This window comes from Cyclobacterium roseum, assembly GCF_010119225.1.
Classification (GTDB): Bacteria; Bacteroidota; Bacteroidia; order Cytophagales; family Cyclobacteriaceae; genus Cyclobacterium; species Cyclobacterium roseum.
The window spans coordinates 112,199-134,162 of the sequence record NZ_WNKF01000008.1 but is presented as its reverse complement, the minus strand read 5'-3'; the positions used below and the strand labels follow the sequence as shown (position 1 = coordinate 134,162).

General features: G+C 44.5%; 24 protein-coding genes. 4 read left to right on the top strand and 20 right to left on the bottom strand.

Annotated elements, in window-relative coordinates:
* Nucleotides 1–15 precede the first annotated feature (15 nt).
* Complete coding sequence (locus tag GJQ68_RS12970; protein WP_162417687.1) at nt 16–1,515, bottom strand: hypothetical protein; 1,500 nt, start codon at nt 1,513–1,515, stop codon at nt 16–18.
* A gap of 235 nt (nt 1,516–1,750) precedes the next feature.
* Between GJQ68_RS12970 and GJQ68_RS12965 the strand changes: the two genes are divergently transcribed.
* Together GJQ68_RS12965 and lysS are read left to right on the top strand one after the other, a co-directional pair.
* Nucleotides 1,751–2,953, top strand: a complete 1,203-nt coding sequence (locus GJQ68_RS12965) for a proline dehydrogenase family protein (RefSeq protein WP_162417686.1) — start codon at nt 1,751–1,753, stop codon at nt 2,951–2,953.
* A 14-nt stretch (nt 2,954–2,967) separates the two neighbouring features.
* Nucleotides 2,968–4,692 (top strand): lysine--tRNA ligase, encoded by a 1,725-nt coding sequence (gene lysS / locus GJQ68_RS12960; RefSeq protein WP_162417685.1) that lies wholly within the window; start codon nt 2,968–2,970, stop codon nt 4,690–4,692.
* 90 nt (nt 4,693–4,782) lie between these two features.
* Here lysS and GJQ68_RS12955 read toward each other — a convergent pair whose 3' ends face one another.
* Nucleotides 4,783–5,265, bottom strand: coding sequence for a DinB family protein (locus GJQ68_RS12955; RefSeq protein ID WP_162417684.1), 483 nt, complete (start codon nt 5,263–5,265; stop codon nt 4,783–4,785).
* Nucleotides 5,266–5,418: 153 nt separating this feature from the next.
* Between GJQ68_RS12955 and GJQ68_RS12950 the strand changes: the two genes are divergently transcribed.
* Both GJQ68_RS12950 and GJQ68_RS12945 read left to right on the top strand, forming a co-directional pair.
* Nucleotides 5,419–6,390, top strand: a complete 972-nt coding sequence (locus GJQ68_RS12950; protein ID WP_162417683.1) for a helix-turn-helix transcriptional regulator — start codon at nt 5,419–5,421, stop codon at nt 6,388–6,390.
* Entirely contained in the window at nt 6,387–7,097 is a 711-nt protein-coding gene (locus GJQ68_RS12945) for a ThuA domain-containing protein (protein WP_162417682.1), read from the top strand. Before GJQ68_RS12950 ends, GJQ68_RS12945 begins: the two co-directional genes overlap by 4 nt.
* 73 nt (nt 7,098–7,170) lie before the next feature.
* On the opposite strand, the gene GJQ68_RS12940 is transcribed toward GJQ68_RS12945, so the two are convergent.
* The 18 genes from GJQ68_RS12940 to secY all read right to left on the bottom strand — a co-directional run bounded on the left by GJQ68_RS12940 (nt 7,171) and on the right by secY (nt 21,963).
* A complete protein-coding gene (locus GJQ68_RS12940) occupies nt 7,171–8,199 on the bottom strand; it encodes a sugar phosphate isomerase/epimerase family protein (protein WP_162417681.1) in 1,029 nt (342 codons plus the stop codon).
* A gap of 232 nt (nt 8,200–8,431) precedes the next feature.
* A complete protein-coding gene (locus tag GJQ68_RS12935) occupies nt 8,432–9,646 on the bottom strand; it encodes a hypothetical protein (RefSeq protein ID WP_162417680.1) in 1,215 nt (404 codons plus the stop codon).
* Between the two features lie 130 nt (nt 9,647–9,776).
* Entirely contained in the window at nt 9,777–10,655 is an 879-nt protein-coding gene (gene cysM, locus GJQ68_RS12930) for a cysteine synthase CysM (protein ID WP_162417679.1), read from the bottom strand.
* A gap of 11 nt (nt 10,656–10,666) precedes the next feature.
* On the bottom strand, nt 10,667–11,503 hold the full coding sequence (locus GJQ68_RS12925) for a serine O-acetyltransferase (RefSeq protein WP_162417678.1): 837 nt from the start codon (nt 11,501–11,503) through the stop codon (nt 10,667–10,669).
* 13 nt (nt 11,504–11,516) lie between these two features.
* The gene (locus GJQ68_RS12920; protein ID WP_162417677.1) at nt 11,517–12,098 is read right to left on the bottom strand and encodes a hypothetical protein; all 582 of its coding nucleotides are present in this window, start codon (nt 12,096–12,098) and stop codon (nt 11,517–11,519) included.
* The gene (locus tag GJQ68_RS12915; RefSeq protein ID WP_162417676.1) at nt 12,079–12,366 is read right to left on the bottom strand and encodes an FtsB family cell division protein; all 288 of its coding nucleotides are present in this window, start codon (nt 12,364–12,366) and stop codon (nt 12,079–12,081) included. Before GJQ68_RS12915 ends, GJQ68_RS12920 begins: the two co-directional genes overlap by 20 nt.
* A gap of 75 nt (nt 12,367–12,441) precedes the next feature.
* Entirely contained in the window at nt 12,442–13,617 is a 1,176-nt protein-coding gene (locus tag GJQ68_RS12910) for a carboxypeptidase-like regulatory domain-containing protein (RefSeq protein ID WP_162417675.1), read from the bottom strand.
* 243 nt (nt 13,618–13,860) lie between these two features.
* Nucleotides 13,861–15,138, bottom strand: a complete 1,278-nt coding sequence (eno, locus tag GJQ68_RS12905) for a phosphopyruvate hydratase (protein ID WP_162417674.1) — start codon at nt 15,136–15,138, stop codon at nt 13,861–13,863.
* Between the two features lie 20 nt (nt 15,139–15,158).
* Nucleotides 15,159–16,250 carry a glutamine-hydrolyzing carbamoyl-phosphate synthase small subunit gene (gene carA, locus GJQ68_RS12900; RefSeq protein ID WP_162417673.1) on the bottom strand — a complete coding sequence of 364 codons (1,092 nt, stop codon included), beginning with the start codon at nt 16,248–16,250 and terminating at the stop codon, nt 15,159–15,161.
* A 127-nt stretch (nt 16,251–16,377) separates the two neighbouring features.
* A complete protein-coding gene (rplQ, locus tag GJQ68_RS12895; RefSeq protein ID WP_162417672.1) occupies nt 16,378–17,031 on the bottom strand; it encodes a 50S ribosomal protein L17 in 654 nt (217 codons plus the stop codon).
* Nucleotides 17,032–17,037: 6 nt separating this feature from the next.
* Nucleotides 17,038–18,027, bottom strand: a complete 990-nt coding sequence (locus tag GJQ68_RS12890) for a DNA-directed RNA polymerase subunit alpha (RefSeq protein ID WP_162341818.1) — start codon at nt 18,025–18,027, stop codon at nt 17,038–17,040.
* Between the two features lie 31 nt (nt 18,028–18,058).
* Complete coding sequence (rpsD, locus tag GJQ68_RS12885; protein ID WP_162417671.1) at nt 18,059–18,664, bottom strand: 30S ribosomal protein S4; 606 nt, start codon at nt 18,662–18,664, stop codon at nt 18,059–18,061.
* A gap of 18 nt (nt 18,665–18,682) precedes the next feature.
* Nucleotides 18,683–19,081 carry a 30S ribosomal protein S11 gene (gene rpsK, locus GJQ68_RS12880; protein WP_014020645.1) on the bottom strand — a complete coding sequence of 133 codons (399 nt, stop codon included), beginning with the start codon at nt 19,079–19,081 and terminating at the stop codon, nt 18,683–18,685.
* Between the two features lie 15 nt (nt 19,082–19,096).
* Entirely contained in the window at nt 19,097–19,474 is a 378-nt protein-coding gene (gene rpsM, locus GJQ68_RS12875) for a 30S ribosomal protein S13 (RefSeq protein ID WP_162341814.1), read from the bottom strand.
* Nucleotides 19,475–19,479: 5 nt separating this feature from the next.
* Nucleotides 19,480–19,596, bottom strand: coding sequence for a 50S ribosomal protein L36 (rpmJ, locus tag GJQ68_RS12870; RefSeq protein ID WP_014772314.1), 117 nt, complete (start codon nt 19,594–19,596; stop codon nt 19,480–19,482).
* 53 nt (nt 19,597–19,649) lie between these two features.
* Nucleotides 19,650–19,868, bottom strand: coding sequence for a translation initiation factor IF-1 (gene infA / locus GJQ68_RS12865; RefSeq protein WP_073095415.1), 219 nt, complete (start codon nt 19,866–19,868; stop codon nt 19,650–19,652).
* Between the two features lie 2 nt (nt 19,869–19,870).
* Nucleotides 19,871–20,644 (bottom strand): type I methionyl aminopeptidase, encoded by a 774-nt coding sequence (map, locus tag GJQ68_RS12860; protein WP_162417670.1) that lies wholly within the window; start codon nt 20,642–20,644, stop codon nt 19,871–19,873.
* Nucleotides 20,645–20,646: 2 nt separating this feature from the next.
* Nucleotides 20,647–21,963: a preprotein translocase subunit SecY gene (gene secY / locus GJQ68_RS12855; RefSeq protein WP_162417669.1), complete on the bottom strand. Its 1,317-nt coding sequence runs from the start codon at nt 21,961–21,963 to the stop codon at nt 20,647–20,649.
* Nucleotide 21,964: the final 1 nt, after the last annotated feature.

The window sequence follows — 21,964 nt, the reverse complement described above, 5'->3', positions numbered from 1 at the left end:
AAACAACCCATCACCTTACTTACCTTCGCGCTTCATTTTCAAAAAAACCGCCAGCGGACTGGCTACCGAGCTAAGGTATACGGGGTTTTGTGAATAACCCTCAGGGTTAAAACACTCGTAAGGGGCTCCAAAAGCAGCTCCTTTTCGGAAATCATTTTCCTTCAACTCGGCTATGTATTCACTCACCAGTTTCCTCGCTGCTTCAGGGTCAACCTGATGAACGGCATGGGCCACCCAACCGACAGGTGTTCCCCAGTAGGCACCGTTTTGGTACTGATTTTTGGGAGCCATCGATTTTTCCCATACCCTATCGGCATCAAAATCATGACTGGTAAGGACATGCCGAATATTCCCCCGGTAACTCAAGGTACCGTTTTCATAAGCCTCCGCCAAAACACGGCAGGCAGTATCCCTGGCTTCCCCCTGCAAGAGTCCTTCGTATACGGCAAGTGCGGTCCCCCAGACATCGGGCTGATTACTGCTCCCCGAAGAAGCTCTTAACAAGCCACTGGGATCCTGAAAAACCGCTGGAACGGCCTCTTGAATGCTTACTGCTATTTGGAAATAGTTGCCGCTCATTGCCTTATTCCCTATTCGGTCGAAAATATCCGACAGTTGCTTTGCAGCCCTGAATTTTAAAACAGAGGGATACAACAAATCTCCTGTAATTTGGATGGCATCTCTGAATCCAAAATCCACCCCTCGCAATGACTCAGTACAGAAAACCAGGTGATTTTCCTCCCGGGCAGGAGAGACATGAAAAGCCATAAGCAGGCGATCCATCAGGCTTTTGCCTTTAACTATTTCCTCAAGTATTCCTTCCTCGTTTTGGGTCCGGATCAGGTAATGAGCCATGTGAATGAAAAGGAAAGCGTCTCCTAAAGGTGGCAGGATTCCCCATTCTTTGGTACCCTGCAATTCATAGCTGTAGGTACCCGGAAAATAGATTGGTAACCCGTCATCGATTCGAATATGGTCAGGTATGGAACCTAAAGGGATCAAACTCCCCCCGCTCGTTATCCAGCTCTGATCTGCCTGCGCTGCGGCGGTAAGGAAAAGCATGTGTTTTTGTTCCTCCAGGGAAATCATTCCCGTCTCCAACGCCATGGCATAATCCCGGACCCAAAAAGAGGGATAGGCATCTCTACCTCCAGGGCGGATCAAGGTGCCTCCGGTTCCATTTGCCCCAAAATTATCTGACACTACCTGGTTGGGGTAAATTCTGGACTGTTCCAGCACATCTCTGGTCATTGCTGTTAAAAAATTCAGATCGGCTGCCGAAATAAGCGAACGATCAGGAGTGGACTGTGCCATTGTACCGACTGAAAATGAAGGATACAGCAATACTATAACAATGAAAATCGTAGCCCTGATAAAAACCGAAGCAAACCATCGTTCCGCTTTCCTCCTGCTGCGGAAAAGTGTCGTATGATTTTCCTGCAAGCCCTTGGGCATTTGTTCCAGATAGGTAGGGAGCAATCCGCAGGGTATTATTTGAAATGGATGTGTTGTCATCTTGATTCAGATCGCTTTATAAACACTTTTAGTAGTAGGATTCCTTTTCCCACAAGTACTCTCTTTCTTCGGTCCACCTCTGCCTAAATGTACGATGTCTTTGTCCGGGCTAAAGGATCGTTACAAATTAGGTCAATTATCTATGAAAATAAAGCGGAAGGCTTAAAGGATTCGATGAATTTGAAAACACAAATTCCTGTTCCTAGCTGTTTTTTTGGTATCTTTGCCGCTTATTATGGATAAAAAACCTGCCTTTTCTTTAGATAACCTGGAGACCGCCTTTGCCCACCTTTCGGACAAAGAACTGAAAAAAACGCAAAACTTGTTTCGATTGATGCATTATCCTGTATGGATAAAAACGGGTCTTTGGTTGAGCAACCTGGCCTTTACGCTGGGCTTGCCGGTGAAAGGGTTTATCAAAAAAATCGTCTTTTATCAGTTTTGCGGGGGAGAGACCATTGCTTCCTGCCGACCGGTCATGGCATCGCTGGATAAGTTTGGAGTGAAGTCCGTACTGGACTACTCGGTAGAAGGAAAAAAGGAGGAAGCAAAACTAATGGCAGCCGCTGAAGAAATCGAACGAACCATATCGGAAGCCGGAAAAAACCCCCACCTTGCCTTTGCCGTTTTCAAGGTTTCGGGAATCGCCGATACAGAACTGCTGCAAAAGGTACAGGAGCAAAAGCAACTATCGGAATCTGAGAAGCAATCCTTCCTTAGTGCCAGGGAAAGGTTCATGCGCCTATGCGATCAAGCTGCTCAACAAAAGGTAAGGCTATTGGTAGACGGAGAAGAAAGCTGGTTTCAGGAAATAATCGACCAGTGGGTACAGGAGGCCATGAGAACGCACAACAAGGAAGGGTCCATCGTATTCAATACCTTCCAGATGTACCGTAAGGACATGTTGCGCAGGCTCAAAGATGCGCGACATGACGCGGTGGCCCAGGGGTATTTCCTGGGAGCCAAACTGGTAAGGGGTGCCTATATGGAAAAAGAAAGGGCGAATGCCGAACAAAGAGGGGAAGAGGATCCCATCCACCCCACCAAAGAGGCCACGGACGACGCGTACAATGAGGCGCTTAAGTTTTGCATCGACAATAAACAACGAGTCTCATTGGTCAGCGGTTCGCATAATGAATGGAGCAATACTTTGCTGGCGGAATTGGTCGACCTACACGGGCTTTCCCGATCCGATGAACGAATCTACTTCTCACAACTGTATGGCATGAGCGATCCCATTTCCTTTAACCTGGCTAAAGCGGGCTTTAATGTGGTTAAATACCTGCCTTACGGCCCTATAAAAGAGGTACTTCCCTACCTGTCTCGAAGAGTGGATGAAAATTCAGGAATCTCCGGACAAGCCAGCAAGGAACTAGAACGAATAAATCAAGAATTGCGGAGGCGAAAAAGCCTGCCCAAACTTCCAACGATAGCATAACCATCTTTACACACATGCAATTACTGAACGAACAGGAGATAGAACGAAGAAAAGACAGAGAGGCGTTATTACAACTGGGCATCGACCCCTACCCCGCCCTTTCCTACCCCATCAATGCCAGCTCGGCTGATATTCATAAAAACTACGAAAACCGTAAAAACGACTATAAGAATATCAGCATCGCCGGAAGGCTCATGAGCAGACGCATTATGGGCTCGGCAAGTTTTGCAGAGATTCAGGATAGCTCCGGCAGGCTGCAGATTTATGTGCGAAGAGACGATATTTGTCCCGAAGAGGACAAAACCCTTTACAATACCGTTTTTAAAAAGCTGTTGGGAATCGGAGATTTTATAGGTCTCAAAGGATTTATTTTCACCACGCAAACGGGGGAAATTTCCCTCCACGTTCAGGAATTTACCTTATTGTCCAAATCCGTAAAACCCCTACCGGTGGTAAAAAGGGATGATGAAGGCAATGTGTACGATGGCTTCACCGATCCGGAACTCCGGTACCGGCAGCGCTATGTAGACCTGATCGTCAATCCGGAGGTAAAAGCTACGTTTTTCACACGGTCCAGGGTAATCTCTTCTATGCGCAGGTTTTTTGATGACCATGGCTGGCTGGAAGTAGAAACGCCTATTCTTCAGCAAGTTCATGGCGGAGCAGCCGCAAAACCCTTTGATACCCATCATAATGCATTGGATATCCCCTTGTTTTTACGAATTGCCAACGAGCTTTACCTAAAGCGTTTGATCGTTGGGGGCTTCGAAGGGGTATACGAAATAGGGAAAATGTTTCGGAACGAGGGGATGGACCGGACCCACAACCCGGAGTTTACTTCCATGGAAATCTACGTGGCCTACAAGGATTACGTATGGATGATGGAAATGGTGGAAGAACTCCTCGGGCAGATTGCTAAAAATGTATTGGGTACCACACAGGCAAAAGTCGGAGATCAGGTCATTGAATTTGCGGGTCCCTACAGACGGCTTTCCATGTTCGAAGCCATCCAGGAATACACGGGCATAGATGTCAGTAGCATGGACGAGACCGGTTTACGAAAAGTCTGCGCTGACCTGGAAATTGAAGTGGATGACAGCATGGGAAAAGGAAAACTCATCGATGAGATTTTTGGTGAAAAAGTGGAAGACCACCTGATACAGCCCACCTACATCACAGACTATCCGATAGAAATGACCCCATTGGCTAAAAAGCATCGGGATAAACCAGGGTTGGTGGAGCGTTTTGAGCTTTTTGTCAACGGAAAGGAAATCGCTAATGCCTATACCGAGCTGAATGACCCGATCGATCAGCGGGAGCGATTCGAAGAACAACTCAAACTGGCTGAAAGAGGTGATGACGAAGCCATGGCCATGGATGAAGATTTTCTCCGGTCATTGGAATACGGCATGCCTCCAACTTCGGGGCTTGGCATCGGTATTGATCGGCTTTGCATGCTCCTGACGAATAAAAGCACCATACAGGAGGTTTTGTTTTTTCCTCAAATGAAGCCTGAAAAGAAAGTGAAGGTCGCTACCGATGAGGACTTCATAAGGGTAGGAATCCCTGTGGAGCTTATTCCGGTTATACGTGAATTGAATATTCACACCATGGAACAGCTCAGGGCACAAAACCCAAACAAGTTTTTTAACGATGTTTGCGGAAAACGGAAAAAACTAAAACTAAACGCGTCAAACCCCACCAAGGAAGAGGTGGAAAACTGGATCAATGCAGAATAAGAAAAAGCCCGAAGCTTTGAAAACTTCGGGCTTTTTCTTGCCCAGGTTCACTACTGCTAAAACCGACCTGGTGATTCACTGAACCCCGGATTACCGTTCCCAAAAATTAGGAGGAACGATCCCCAGCGCACGCAGGTACACATACCCTTGGCCCCGGTGATGAATTTCATTATCGATAAAATAAAACAAGGTGCAGTAGGCTTTGTCCTCATACTGATCAAAAGCAATTACTTTTTCTTGAAATTTCTCCGGATCAATTTGGGGAAACCAACGCTCAATTTCCTCCGTAGTCTGATCCCAAACCTCCAGGAGTTTCTCTTTATCCTCTCCCATATTGAGGTTTTCATCCAGTTTGTTCCATTCTCCCGTTGCCAGGCCTTTTACTCCCGGTCCGGCGATGGCGATTAATTCCTCGACCATCGGGCCAAAGGGGCGCATTTCTCCAAGGGTGAAATGAAATAACTGCTTCTCAGGAAAAGCGTCGATTACCCTGCGGGTTAGTTTACGGTGACCTTGCCAATGCTCCTTCAATTGGACCGGATTGATAACGATGGCTTCAGTTTTGGTGTTCATGGTGCTTTTTTTTAGAGGTTATTCATGCTTGTTTGGTTCAAAGGTAAAAGCAGGCAGTGACAACCCTATGTCAGTAGCTAGTGGAGAATTTAGCCTAAATCAATAAAAAATTTTATCTTTAATTTGCCTATTTTTACTACTTCCCTAAAGCAAATGAACCGACTAGACAGACTTACGGCTATTCTCACTCAGTTGCAAAGTAAGCGGCAGGTACGGGCGCAGGAGATTGCCGATCGGTTTTGCATTAGTCTACGAACGGTATACCGAGACATCAAATCGCTGGAGGTAGCCGGAATCCCCATTTCGGGTGAGGCGGGCCGGGGTTATACGCTGGTGGAGGGATACCGGTTACCCCCCGTAAGTTTTTCCAGGGAAGAAGCGCTTTCTCTGCTGGTTGCAGAGAAAATTCTGGCCAAGCATACAGACAAAGAGAGTGGCAATCATTTCCAATCGGCGCTTGTCAAAATCAAGGCGGTCTTAAAGGAAAATGAAAAGACTTTGATGGAAAACCTCGATGAACAAATCGCCGTGTTTCGAAATAACAACTTACATGCCGACGGAAAAGAAGGGGTCATGCAGTCCATTTTAGACGGACTTTCTACGCAACAGGCCCTGCAACTTGACTACACCACTTTTATAAAGGAGGAAACCAGTTCCCGGGAAGTGGAACCTATCGGTTTGTATAACTCCTTCGAACAATGGTACCTCATTGCCTTTTGCAAATGGAGGCAGGATTACCGAACATTCAGGCTCGACCGAATCAATTCCATCCGGATAACGGATCAAACGTTTACGATGCACCACCCTTCCCTGAAGCGTTTTTTAGAAAAAATGGCGGAAAAAGAAGACCTAACTCAGGTTGTTATTCGAATCGCTTCCCGTAATTTGAAATTCCTACGAACCCAAAAATACAATTATGGATTTGTCCTACAGGAAGAAAAAGGCGACAAGGTAGAACTAACCTTTATGACGGGAAGTCTGGAAGGTTTTGCCCGCTGGATCATCTGCATGGCCGATCTGGTAGTGATTCTCAAACCGAAAACACTTCGGACCAGGGTGAGAAACCTGCTTAAGTGCATGCTGGAAAATAATACTTCTGAACCCAAACTAAATCCTACGAAATGAAAGCCACCCTTCCGACACTAGCCCTTACCTTTCTTTTGACGCATTTATCCCTCTCACAGGATTTATCGGTGCTGGTACTGACGGGTGGACATGGTTTTAATCGACCTGCCTTTTTCGAAATGATGGATGCCCTGCCAGGGATTCGCTATACCGAAATGGCTCATCCCGAAGCACGCCAATACTTTTTAGAGAAGCACCATGGGGAATTCGACGTACTGGTATTTTACGACATGATCCAGGACATTTCTCCGGAAGAAAAAGAAGGCTTTGAAAAATTGGTCCAAAAGGGTATTGGACTCGTTTTTCTTCACCATGCGATTGTATCTTACCAGAATTGGGACTTCTATCGAGACATCCTGGGCGGGCGCTATATAGAAAATGAAGGCGATCCGGCCATTCAATCCAATTATAAGCATGAAGTTGGCTTTAAAGCCCGCATTGTAAACAGAAGGAACGACATTCTAAATGGGATCAAGGATTTTGACATTTATGACGAAATCTATGGTAACGTATGGATTTCAGAAACGGTCAATCCGCTGCTTTCCACCAAGCATCCAGGTAGCATGCCCATTTTAGCCTGGACCCAACAGCCCTCCCGTCACACCCGTTCCGTCTATATTCAGCCGGGGCACGGGCCAGAGGTGTTTTCTCATCCCATGTACCGAAAACTACTGGCACAAAGCATTTACTGGGCATCCGGCAAATGAATACCGGAAATAGAATGATCGCTTATAATAAAAAAAGTGATCCAAGGGTAGGCTGCCATTATCCCTGGGCAACTTACACCAATAATTTGCGACAATGTTCCAGGCAATTTTGCACTTCTTTCACCGCATCGGAACCTTCCGGAACCTGATACTCCAATTCAATGGTTGCGGGAAAACGAAACTTCTCATCCCTGATCAGATGTAAAATTTCCTTGAGCGGCGTGTCCCCTTGGCCCCAGGGCAGGTTTCCCTTTCCATTGGCAGGGGTCTGCCGGTCTTTGGTATGCATGCTCAGGATTCGCTTGTGCTGTTTTTTGAGCAATTCCATGATATCCGTATGGCCGGCGGCAATGTAGTGGCCGGCATCAAAATTCAACCCGTTCGCCGGGCTTTGGGCGAGCGCAGTATCCCAAAAATCGAAGGTTTGCTGTTCGTGCCCATGATAGCCTACAGACATCCGATGTGTTTCTCCCATCTTTCCTAACTTCTGGGTATGCGCATCATCGGAGGGATGTTCCAGCGTCACATGCGAAGCCCCCAGGGCTTTGGCAGCTTTCATTCCATAAGCGATTTCAGCGTCGGAATTCCCTTTTCCGAAGGCAGCAGGCTTAAACGCATAAATGCTGACACCGGCATCTTTATACATTTTCCTAAATTGCTCGAAGGCCTTAAAATCAGTCTTGGACCGCCAATCGGACACCAGTTTCCCATAAGCCTCCGATTCCTTTTGCAGTTCCTCCAATTCCTTGTTTTCATCCGTGCTTAACGTTTCGCCCCTGCGTTGCTTGCCCATAAGCTGGTAAAACTTCCTTCTGTCAATCGTGGACTCCGGCATGCCCGCAAAGCTCTCGGCGGGTCCACCCATGAGCTCAATGGCGTTGATCCCACTTTCGGTAACATAATTAAGCGTAGCTTCTGCACTTTGATCAGCCATCGAACGGAACGAATAGGTAATACAGCCAACCTGTACCCCGTTAATTTTTGAATTCGGCTTATTGTAATTCCTGATGATCGCCGGCGCACCCTGAAGCCAGGCTGGTGAAACACCTACTCCTACGATTCCTAGAGCAGTTTTGATTAAAAAAGATCTTCTGTTATTCATGGGTCTTTGTTTTTGAATTGGTAAGATAGTTTGGCGTAATCAAAAAAGGAATTTTTTTTCGATTATTCTGAGCAATAGAAAACCAGGATCAAATAAAAAACACTGCTGCCTCATCAGGCCCATACTCATTTTAAGAACGGATCCATACACCCCCTGCCATTTACATTTTAGGCTGATAGGTTTTTACAAGCGCATGGGCATAGTTATCGATGGAAGCTTCTAGTGAAGATTTTCATTTTTTTTGCTTTTTACGGACCTCGTCGAAAATCCCTTGCAATGTTTCCCGGTTAGCTTCCAGATCCAGCCCAACCTGGGCGGCAAGGGCTTCCAAATCCGGTTCCTTACCCGAATTCATATCGGGCATTGCCAAAGCTAAAAATTGATTGATTTTATCCAATTCTTCCTCCGTTTGCGGATCCACCTCTTTTTCAAAGAGCAGTTCCAACGGTAGGAGTTCAATAGGCCTTTTCAGGATCTCTCTGGCTGCCGTCAGCATGGATGGACGTACGTAGATATCTGCGAAGTCGGATACCTGTATACCCTGTTTTTGAAAAGCAGCGACCAATTTGGCATATCCCTTTTGAGTCATGGCTGTTACTTGCAAAAACTGCTCCTTGCTATCATAATAAGCCACGGCAAAATGGGGCTTATTTTCCCAATTTTTCAACCGCAATTGATAAACAGACTGTACTTGGTCCATTTCAAAATCCTCATCCAGCTTATCCAAAGCCAAATCCAAGTCGTCGATCTCGGTAATTATTAATTCAAGCACTTCTTCGTCGTGTACCGTCAAGGGGTAGTTTGAACGGCAATATAACATCATGTAGGGGACCGGGTTTTTAGAAACATCGGCCATCAATTCCTCATCAGAAGTAATGCGGGGATTTAATTCCGTAGCAAAGAAAAAGATATCGTCCATGGCAAAACTCCTATAAGCGGAGATGGGACCAAAAGCCTGCCAACAGTCCCCATTATACCCGATCAGGTTAAACCAGGACACGACCTCTCCTTGTTGCAAAATGCGGGAAACTCCGGTTGAATAAAGTAAATACTGCTCTCCGGTAAAAAGATCTTCCATGGTATAAAAATCAGCATCCGGGCTTTCTACTATTCTGGAAAAACTGAATTTCCAAGGCTCGGCTGCTTGTTCTTCGAGCCACTTTCGGCCCTGCTCAGGTAGGCGGGCAAGGGCGGCATGTTTTAGATATTTATGGATCAGGCCGCCTTTTTTGAATACCCGGTGCATGATATACTGGGACTTAATCAAATTAACCCAGGCTTTGTCCATACCTTGAATGACATGACGGTAGGTTTTCAACCTTTGATCTACTTCTTTCCCCAGTTTATCTTTATCTGCTGCATAATGCAGTAAAAAATCATCCAGTATTTCGGAAGTGAAATCTGAATTTGACTGGCAGGCAGTCTTAATTTCGGCATAGTTTTTCATAGTCAGAAAGATAGTAGATTCGAAAGATTTGGCCAAGGAATTTCTGAGGGCTGGCCGTTTTCGAGTTGCTTACCCTTCCGATTACCAGAATTTAGCGGTAACCTATAAATAAATCCTTCATTGACGGGTTTTAGCCAAATAAATCTGAGCTCAGATACCGGTCTCCCCGGTCACAGGTAATGCAAACAATCACTCCTTCCTTTAGTGTTTGAGACAGCTTTATGGCAGCGTGTAGTGCTCCCCCACTGCTCATCCCGGCAAGGATGCCTTCTTCCCTGGCCATTCGCCTGGTCATCTCAGTAGCTTGATCCTGACTCACATCGATCACCTGATCTACCCGGTCCGGTTCAAAAATTTTCGGTAAAAATTCAGGTGACCATCTCCGTATTCCGGGAATACTGGACCCATCTGTGGGTTGGGTACCCACGATCTGAATTTCCGGATTTTTTTCCTTAAGATACCTCGAGACTCCCATGATGGTTCCGGTAGTACCCATTGCGGAGACAAAATGCGTGATTTTTCCATTCGTATCCTGATAGATTTCCGGACCGGTGGTTTGATAATGTGCCCGGTAATTGTCCGGGTTTGAAAATTGGTTTAACATAAAATATCCCTCCTTGGCTGCCATTTCTTCCGCTAAGGTCCGGGCATATTCAATGGTTTTCTCAGCAGGGGTAAGTATCAGTTCTGCCCCATAGGCCTTCATAGAAAGTATTCGCTCTTTTGTGGAATTATCCGGCATCACTAAGGTCATTTTGACCCCCAACAGGTTGGCTACCATGGCCAGGGCTATACCCGTATTTCCAGATGTGGCTTCGACGAGTTTGGAGCCACTGCTGATCTCTCCCCTGTCCAGGGCGGCCCGGATCATAAAATAGGCCGCACGGTCTTTAACAGAACCGCCGGGGTTTTGCCCTTCAAGTTTACAGTAAATCGTTACCCCTGGATTCACCGGGATGTTTTCTAATTTTATTAATGGTGTGTTCCCGATTAGCTCAAATAACTTCATAAATAGGATGTTCAGGCATCACTTTTCAATACATAAAAATCTGTAAGATTGGAAGACCCGTCGTATATCTTAGTTTGGTAATAAATCTTACTTTTTGGCGGAATGCTCTTGGTAAGCCACACATTGCCTCCGACCACACTTCCTTTTCCAATGACCGTATCTCCTCCCAGGATGGTGGCCCCGGCATAAATAACCACATCGTCTTCAATGGTTGGGTGGCGCTTTTTATCTGCATCTTCCTTATTGACACTTAATGCGCCCAGGGTTACTCCCTGATAGATCTTAACCCGATCTCCCACCAGGGTGGTTTCCCCGATGACAATACCCGTCGCATGGTCTATGCAGAAAAACCTGCCAATTTTGGCTCCGGGATGTATGTCGACTCCGGTTTTGCCATGCGCATATTCGGTAATCATTCTTGGAATCAAAGCGATGCCTAACCGATGTAGCAAGTGAGCAACTCGATAGGCAGCAATCGCATAAAAGCCGGGATAGCAGCGGATGATTTCTGTTTTGGACTTGGCTGCAGGGTCGCCCTCAAACATCGCATGAAGGTCTTCATGTACCCTTTCAAACACTTCTCCCTCTAATCGATCAAAAAATAAGTCGGCAAGTTTTTCACCATCTCCACCGTGAAGTTCCACATTATTTTTCAGAATTTTTCGAAGTTGTACCTTCAAATCAAGAAATTTCGATTCCAGATTTCCCCGCTCCCGATAGACTTCATGAGCATGCTCTGGAAAAAGCATTCCCAGTATTTCATCAAAGAACCGGTTGATTACTTTGGGGGAGGGGCATTCCGGACAGTGGTTATGGGCTTGGTGTAAGCGGTCTATAAATGAATCCATGCTTCAGATAGCTTTAGAATACAAAACCCACTCTTATAACATATGGTTCATTATATGGCGATCTTCTGTTGTCGTAGGTAAAATTATACAATAACATAAAGTTCATCCCGCCTCTATCTCCAAAAGGCGTGAAATAACCTACTCCTCCCATCATACCGGGCACCCAATCGCGGGTAATAAACACTTCGTTGGTGTTGGGATTTACATTTTCCACTTCCACATTGAGTGCCTCGTATTCGGCATGCAGGAAAAATTTTGGGAGTACATTAAACCTGTTGAATATCCTTCCTCCATAAATATGGGCCTGACCATTCTGATAAAACCGATTATTCAAATACTGATAGGTCGCTCCCAGGCCCACCGAATACCTTTCCGTTATCATCACACCTGCCAGGGGAGAAACTTCAACGAAAGTAACGGTACCAAACTGAAGACTTCCATTGCCCCCAAAATACATCCGTTCTTCCAGGGGTGGGTTATCTTCGGGGTAGATAACGCGTTGTGCAAGAACGGTTCCTATCGTAGATGAAGAAAAATAAGTCAGGCAAAAAATGACACCCAGTAATAACAAACGTTTACTCTTCCACAATAACATAGAGGTCTTCTGTTTTCCGTTTCATCAAATAGCGCTCCCGAGCAAACTTTTCCAGCAGTTCGAAATTGCTCAGCAACGCTTCTCTCTCTGCCTGAATTTTTTCTTTTCGCTCCTGGTAATAGGCCTTTTGATCTTTCAAATCGCTAAGCTTGGAACGTAACTTGAAATGGCTGATGATGTCGTTGCTGTCAATCAAAACCATCCAGACAATGAATAAAACGGTAAAAACGAAGTAGAAGTTTTTGGTGTACTTAAGGTATTTCGCCATTGTCTTCCTGTATGTTTCTCCAAATATAGGAAAACTAATACCAACCTTCCAAAAACGGCTAATCGGTTAACCTTTTTATTTGATAAATTCATAATCAATGGGTAATGCATCACCCATTTTCTGCCAGCTCCAATACCCTTCCAGATACAGGGAAAGTGGATTGGACTCCAAACCGGTAGGATAGATCAAAACTGGGGCTGTTTGGCTCATTATTGAAATTGGGTATGGGGACTTCGGAGCTTGTCCTGGTACAAACGAATTGATGTACTCCCGGCTTACCTTCCCTTTGGCATATGTGATTTCCAAAAAATCTTCAAACTCCAAGGTAACCTCTCCATCAACGACCTGGCTGTAATCGTTTTCCTTCAAAAGCACTGTATCTACTTTAGGGATTATTTTCGGGAGTGATTCTTTTTCTACAATCCGTGAAAGAGAGTCCCTAAAAATGCTGAATGCTAAATCTTTGGTGATTTCCAGTTGCTGTTTTGCCTCGAGTAGTACCCTTTCGGAAGGCCGATCCGGGTTGGGTACCAGCTTCATTTTTCTGACTTCAAAACCAGCCTCACTAGTAGTGCCGTCTCTGATACTTCGCTTAAAATGCAACCAGGAACCCTGGTAGACCGAAGCCCTGTTTTTTTCCCACCTTCGTTTTTTCATTCTTCCGCCTTCCATTTCCGTGTACCTGGGATAGCCAAGGTAATGGAATTTTTTCTCGTCGGTGTCCAATTCAAAGGAAGTCAACAGGTAATCGATGCGGTATCCCAGTTGGTGGTTTTCTATAGTTAAAAAATCAGTACTGTGAACTTTTAATACAGACTCGTCAAAGTCAATCACCAAAACCTCCGGATTGATAATTTTGCAGCTCAAGGCATACCTGCTATTCCCTAAAAAATGGTATTCAAAAATCCTTAAATTTTCATACCATTCGCTGCTTCTTTCGCCATCCACCTGTAACTCATTCAGGTCGATTGGACTTTGGGCCATCTGAAAAACAAACCGGGGAAGATCGCCGGAGAAATTATCCGCAAAAACCAGGTTTTCATATCCCACTAAAGAAAGAACCAGTTCATGCTGTCCGGCAGCCATGCTGAGTTCAAACTGTCCCTCTTCATTGGCCACCGTACCTTCTGCCGTATTATTAACAAATATCGTAACAAAGGGCAGGGGTACCTTTGATTCCTTATCCACCACCCTTCCTTTTACGGTAATCTCTTGGGCCATTAGAGGAAAGGCCATCGGTAATCCAGCCATAAACAGCCCTAATAAAAAGATGGCAACCCGTTTCTTTATTCCCATACTGTAATAAACCTAAGTATTTGGGAATTAAAAACCAATAACTTTTTCAAAAAACCAAGTAGAAGTAATTCCCCTGCTAAAATGCTGAAGAAAAACGAATGCGCTTTCGTTAAATAAAAAAACCCTTTTAAAGCCAGGGCCTCAAAAGGGTTTTTTTTACGAATGGTATTTTAGACATTACCAACTAAAGGTCTTGCCTTAAAATTTCAACCCTGGGTAATAGGCTGAATCACCAAGTTGTTCTTCAATTCTAAGTAATTGATTGTATTTGGCCATCCTGTCGGAACGGGAAGCCGAACCGGTTTTGATCTGTCCGGTATTCAATGCTACCGCCAGATCCGCAATGGTGGAATCTTCTGTCTCTCCGGACCGGTGAGACATGACTGACTTATACTTATTTCGGTGACATAAATCCACCGCATTGATAGTTTCGGTAAGCGACCCGATCTGGTTTACTTTTACAAGCAAGGCATTGGCAATATTCTCGTCAATTCCTTTTTGCAATCGTTCTACGTTGGTCACAAACAGATCGTCTCCTACAATCTGGATTTTATCTCCTACGGCCTCGGTCATCATTTTCCAACCCTTCCAATCGTCTTCCTGCATGCCATCTTCTATGGATTTGATCGGATATTTATTTACCCATTCGGTCCAGTAGTTGGCCATTTGTTCGGAAGTCAGTTCATCACCGGTAGATTTTTTAAATACATACAATCCCTTTTCCTCGTCATAGAATTCAGAAGAGGCTGGATCCATGGCAATGAACACATCTTCACCCGGACGGAAACCGGCTTTTTCAATGGCCTGCAAGACCACTTCAATGGCCTCTACGTTATTCTTAAGATCCGGAGCAAAACCTCCTTCATCGCCCACATTGGTAGAGAGTCCTTTGCTCTTTAGGACAGCCTTCAATTCATGAAAGATCTGTGCTCCCATCCGAAGGGACTCAGAAAACGTAGGAGCGCCAGCGGGCATTACCATAAACTCCTGAAAATCGATGCCATTATCTGCATGCGAACCACCATTCAGAATGTTCATCATCGGTACGGGCAGGGTATTGGCATTAACGCCTCCGATGTAGCGGTATAAAGGTTGTCCTGACTCCATGGCTGCCGCTTTAGCCACGGCAAGGGAAACCCCAAGAATGGCATTTGCTCCCAGTTTGGATTTATTTTTGGTACCATCCAGGCTAAGCATGATCTGGTCAATTTGGTTTTGTTCAAAGACGTCAAAACCAATTAATTCGGGAGCGATTAGGTCGTTTACATTGGCAACGGCCTTAAGCACTCCTTTGCCCATGTATACACTTTTGTCCCCATCTCTCAGCTCTACTGCTTCGTGAACACCGGTAGATGCACCGCTGGGAACAGCCGCCCTACCAAAAGCACCGTTATCAGTAAATACATCTACTTCTACCGTGGGATTGCCCCGGGAATCTAAAATTTGTCTTGCGTGAATGGATTGTATCAATGTCATAACAAAATAAGGTTAATGATTTAGTTCTGAATTAGGGAAATAAATTGTTCAAATAAATACCGGGAATCGTGCGGTCCGGGAGCACTCTCCGGATGGTACTGTACAGAAAAAGCCCTTTTATGTTTCAACTTAATGCCGGCTACCGTCCCGTCATTTAGGTGCAAGTGAGTAATTTCTAGTTGATCGTTTTTGTCGATATCTTCCCGAGTCACCACAAAACCATGATTCTGAGAGGTGATTTCACTCTTTCCAGTCAGCAGGTTTTTGATGGGATGGTTAAGCCCTCTATGCCCGTGGTGCATTTTATAGGTGGAAATATCACAGGCTCTCGCCAAAATTTGGTGTCCCAGGCAAATTCCAAATAGGGGCTTGTCCTGTTTCAAGATTTCCTTGGTGGTAGTGACGGCATACTCCATTACCGCCGGATCTCCGGGGCCATTGGAAAGAAAATAAGCATCCGGATTCCATGTTTCCATGTCGGAAAAAGTAGTCTTTGCTGGAAATACTTTGCAATAGACCCCCCGATCAGCCAGGCATCGTAGAATGTTCCTTTTGATACCATAATCCACACAGGCCACCCTGATGGAGGCGTTTTCATCTCCGTAATAATAGGGTTCGCTAGTAGAAACGGTTGAGGACAATTCCAGGCCGTTCATGTCCGGTACTTTGTCCAGCTCGGCTTTTAACTGATCCAGATCGTCAAATTCAGAACTGATAATGGCATTCATGGCTCCTTTGGAACGGATGTGCCGTACAAGTTTCCGGGTATCCACATCCGCTATCCCGGTAATGCCATGCCTTTCCAGGTACTCCTGAAGGGACTCCGAAGCATCCAACCGGCTATAAATTTCGGAAAAATCATTGACGACAATCCCGGAAATCAAGGGACGCTCGGACTGCTGATCCTCCTCCACCACTCCGTAATTTCCAATATGAGGAGTGGTGTTGACGATGATTTGTCCGGTATAGGAAGGATCCGTGTATATCTCCTGATACCCGGTCATTCCGGTATTGAAGCAGATTTCCCCGCCGTTGGTGCCATGGCTACCTACCAGGCTTCCCGTGAAGGCCGTTCCATCTGCTAAAAGAAGGGTGGCTTTTTTTCTGTTCATAGCTATTTTTGATAGGCAAATTTAAGAATTTTCTAAGTAGTAGAAAGCATTCAAAGAAAAGGATATAAAAAAAGGGATTGAACCAAACGGCCAATCCCTGATTTTATCTTTACAAAAGCGACATACCTTACTCAGACTTTTTATCGCCATCCTTTTTGTCATCCTCTTTTTCTGCTGCGTCCTCTTGCTCAGTGGAAGCCTTCGGCTCTTCTGCGGAGGTCTCAGCAGTGGCATCAGAAGAATCAGATTCTTCATCTGTTGCTGCCTTGGGGCTTTCCTTCGTTTCTGTTGCCTCGTTTTCCGCTTTATCGGATGCCTGCACATTACTGGCAGATTCTTCGGATTCACTGCTCTTTCCAGAACCCCTTCTACTTCTCCTTCTACCGGATTTTTTAGCAGGTTTATCGTCTTTCAACAGCAATTCGTTGTAGTCTACCAATTCGATGATACACATTTCCGCATTATCTCCCAGTCGATAGCCGGTTTTGATAATTCGTGTATATCCTCCCGGACGATTTCCTACTTTTTCTACCACCTCTCCAAAAAGAAGTTTAATCGCTTCTTTATTTTTCAGGTAACCAAAAGCAACCCTTCGGTTGTGAGTGGTATCCATTTTGGCTTTGGTGATCAGGGGTTCTATGTATTTCCTCAGCTCCTTGGCTTTGGCAAGTGTGGTACTGATCCGCTTGTGTTCCAAGAGAGACTGCGCCATATTCGAAAGCATGGCCTTCCTATGCGAGGCGGTTCTACCTAGATGGTTAAATTTCTTACCGTGTCTCATTATTAATTATTCTTCATCAAGTTTATACTTAGACAGGTCCATGCCAAATGTCAGACCTTTTTCCTGAATCAATTGCTCTAATTCAGCCAGGGATTTTTTACCGAAATTGCGGAACTTCATCATATCTGAAATTTCCAGCTTGGCCAGGTCACCAAGGGTTTTGACATCTGCTGCTTTCAGGCAATTAAAAGCCCGGACAGACAGGTCCAAATCACTCAGTGAAGTTTTCAGCAACTTCCGCATGTGCAGGTATTCTTCATCAATTGGCTCAATAGCACCACTTCCAGGGGCATCAATAACCATGGTTTGATCAGAAAACAACATGAAATGCTGAATCAAAATCTTAGCCGACTCCTGAAGTGCTTTTTCCGGGTGAATGGATCCATCCGTAGACACCTCCATTATGAGTTGCTCATAATCAGTCTTTTGTTCCACCCGGGTATTTTCAATCCGGTATTTTACATTTTTGATAGGCGTGAAAATCGCGTCTACTGAAATGGTACCGTAAATTTGCTCTTTGGGCTTGGACTCCTCTGCGGGCAAGTATCCCCTGCCTTTATCGACACTAAGCTCAATCTCCAGACTCTTGGAATCATCAAGGTGACAAATCACCAATTCAGGGTTCAACACCTCAAAAGAAGTGGTGAATTTAGCAATATCGCCAGCCGTAAAAACATCCTGATTTTTAACCTCTACCGTGATTTTATTATCAATGGCATCGTGGATCTTTTTAAACCTGACCTGCTTTAGATTAAGTATGATGTCAGTAACATCTTCTACCACTCCCTCTATGCTGGAAAACTCATGAACTACCCCTGGTAATTTGACAGCAGTAATGGCATACCCTTCCAGCGAAGACAAAAGAATCCTTCTTAGGGCATTGCCAATGGTTACCCCGTATCCTTTTTCAAGTGGTTTGAAGGTAAACAGACCATGAAAATCATCTGCTTTTTCCATTACCACTTTCTCTGGCATTTGAAATGCTAATATGGACATATCTTTAATTCTTTTTTTGGAATGTTAATGATTACTTAGAGTACAATTCAACGATCAGCTGCTCCTTGATGTTCTCCGGAATATCTTCCCTTAGTGGAATACTGACAAATTTCCCGCTGAGGGATCCATTATCCCATTCCAACCAGCTATACCTGGTCGTTCCTCTTCCTCTAAGGCTTTCGGTAATAGCTTCCAGGGATTTAGATTTCTCCCGAACAGACACTACGTCTCCGGGTTTCAATAAAAATGATGGAATATTTACCAGGTTACCATTGACAAGGATGTGCTTGTGGGATACCAATTGACGAGCACCTCTTCTGGTGGGAGCGATTCCCAAACGGTAAACGGTATTATCCAATCGGGCTTCCAAAAGTTGGAGGAGATTTTCACCGGTTACCCCTTTTTTTCTGGAGGCAATATTAAACATACGTGCAAATTGCCTTTCCAATACACCGTAAATGTATTTGGCTTTTTGCTTCTCCATCAACTGAATGGCAAATTCGGACTGCTTCTTTCTTCTTCCTCTTCCGTGCATTCCGGGAGGATAGTTTTTCTTCTGAAGCACTTTGCTTTGTCCTTCAATGGGCTCGCCAAATTTTCTGGCAATTTTTGCTTTTGGACCTCTATATCTAGCCATGCGTATTTTTTCTTTAAATTAAACTCTTCTGCGTTTTGGAGGGCGACAACCATTGTGTGGCAATGGAGTCACATCGGTAATGGTAGTCACATCCAACCCCACGTTTTGCAAGGTTCTAATGGCAGATTCCCTGCCCGCTCCCGGACCCTTTACAAATACCTCAATCTTTCTCAAACCGAGATCGTAGGCAACCTGTCCGCAGTTTTGAGCAGCCATTTGAGCCGCATAAGGCGTATTCTTTTTAGAACCTCTGAATCCCATTTTACCAGCAGATGCCCAGGAAATCACTTGTCCTGAATTATTGGTAATGGAAATGATAATATTATTAAACGAAGCTTTGATATGGGCCTGACCCACTGCTTCTACTTTAACAACCCGCTTTTTAGCTTTGGTCTTTTCGTTTCTTTTCTGAGCCATAATCTATGTCAGGATTTATTTAGTCGCTTTCTTCTTGTTGGCAACAGTTTTCCTCTTACCTTTTCTGGTCCTGGCGTTGTTCTTGGTTTTTTGTCCACGGACGGGTAACCCCTTCCGGTGACGCAAGCCCCTGTAACAACCAATGTCCATTAACCGCTTAATACTTAACTGCACTTCAGATTTAAGTACACCTTCTGTCTTGTACTCCTCAGCAATAATATTCCTGATGGCAGTAGATTCGTCATCATCCCACTCCCCTGCTTTCTTATCTAAAGAAATGCCAGCTTTGATAAGGATGGCCCTTGCTGTACTCCTGCCGATACCAAATATATAGGTAAGGCCTATTTCGCCACGTTTATTGTCGGGTATATCGACACCTGCAATTCTAGCCATAGTAATTAACCTTGTCTTTGTTTAAACTTTGGATTCTTCTTGTTGATCACATAGAGCTTCCCGTTTCTCCGGATTACTTTACAGTCAACGCTCCTTTTTTTAATTGATGCTTTAACTTTCATATCACTAATTATTTTCTTTAAATTCTAATCCCAATGGAAACCATACCACTATTTTACTTATAACGGTAAACAATCCTTCCTTTGGAAAGATCATAAGGCGACATTTCCAATTTCACTTTGTCCCCCGGTAAAATCTTGATATAATTCATCCTCATTTTACCGGAAATATGTGCAATTAATTGATGTCCATTTTCAAGCTCCACCTTAAACATTGCATTAGACAATGCTTCAACGATGGTGCCGTCCTGTTCTATTGATGCCTGCTTAGCCATAGTTAACTTTTAAAATTCTCTTTTATGTACCTATGTGTGGTCAATATCTCTGTTTTATCCTCAAAAATAGCGACCGTATGCTCAAAATGAGCCGAGGGCTTCCGATCCGCTGTGCGGATGGTCCAGCCATCCCTTTCTTGAACCACATTGCGCGTACCCAGATTTACCATGGGCTCAATTGCAATCACCATTCCTTCTCGCAGCTTGGCCCCGCTGCCCCTTTTTCCCCAGTTCGGTACTTCGGGAGCCTCGTGTAGTTGCCGGCCCAAACCATGACCTACCAACTCTCTTACTACAGTATACCCTTTTGCTTCGATAAACTTTTGAATGGAATTGCCTATATCACCTACACGCTTACCAAAAACAGCGTTCTCTATCCCCTGATAGAGCGATTCTTCAGTAGCTTTTAAAAGGGCTTGAATTTTTGGGGAGACTTCACCAACAGGGTAAGTATAAGCGGAATCGCTATGAAAACCTTGGTGAAAGACTCCACAATCTATCGAGATTATATCGCCATCTTTCAATTGATACTGACTGGGAAATCCATGAACAACTACTTCATTCACAGATATACACAGGGAAGAAGGAAATCCATTGTATCCTTTAAAGGAAGGAACTCCATCATGATCCCGTATAAACTCCTCAGCAATTTTATCTAAAAAAGAGGTCTTTACCCCTTCTTTCACATGTCTGGCAACTTCTCCGTGGGCTTTTCCCAGGATTTGCGCACTTTCTTTGATTATTTCAATTTCTTCTTCAGACTTGAACTGTATCATCGTTAAGCTACAGCGAAACTGGAAGGGTCATTTTTCATATTTCCACTTTTCATCATCCCCTCGTAATGCCTCATCAGCAAATAACTCTCAATCTGACGAAGTGTATCCAAAATAACTCCTACCATGATCAACAAGGAAGTTCCCCCATAAAATTGAGCAAACTCACCACTTACACCGGCAATAATGGCAAAGGCAGGCATGATCGCTACCAGTGCTAATAAAATAGATCCGGGAAGGGTGATCCTTGAAATGATATTATCAATAAACTCAGAGGTAGGCGCACCAGGTTTGATACCAGGTACAAATCCCCCGTTCCTTTTCATATCTTCAGCTATCTGTTCCGGGTTGACGGTAATGGCTGTATAGAAAAAGGTGAACAAAATGATCATAAGGGCAAACACCAGATTATACTGCCAGGAAGTAAAATCACTAAAAGTGGTTCCAATATAGGCAGCGATATCGCTGTTATCCGCCCAAATCTGAGCGATCAATGCTGGCAAAAACATTAAAGATTGTGCAAATATTATCGGCATTACTCCGGAGGCGTTAACCTTAATCGGAATATATTGCCGTTGTCCACCGTATACTTTTCCGCCTACTACCTGCTTGGCATATTGCACCGGTATTCTCCTAACAGCTTCCGTCAGGGCTACTACCCCTACTACCACAAAGAATAAGATCACGGCTTCCAGGATAAGCAATAGAATACCGCCACCACCTTTGGATAAACTTTCAGAAATAATGGCTCCTGGTAAGGCGGAAATAATTCCGATCATAATCAACATAGAAATACCATTTCCAATACCTTTTTCGGTGATTTTCTCACCGATCCACATACAAAACATGGTACCGGATGTCAACAGAATCAATCCGGAAGTCATGAAAAGGGTCTTATTGATGACAATGGCCTCATCAGGAATAGTGGCTGTGATATAGCCAATACCCTGGGCAAAGGTGATCACAATGGTCAACACCCGGGTGATTTGATTAATCCGTTTGCGACCTGATTCCCCTTCTTTTTGTAATTTCTGAAAATAAGGTACACCAACAGTCAACAATTGTAGTACAATTGAGGCAGATATATAGGGCATAATACCCAAGCCAAATATGGAAGCCCTACTGAAAGAACCACCCAAAAAGGTATCAATCAATCCGAAAATACCCGTTGCCGCTTCTCCAAGAAGACTCGGATCCACGCCAGGAAGGACTACAAAGGACCCAATCCTGAACACAATAAGCAAGCCTACGGTATTCAGGATTCTGATTCTTAAATCCTCTATCGAAAAGATGTTCTTTACTGTTGTAATAAACTTTTTCATG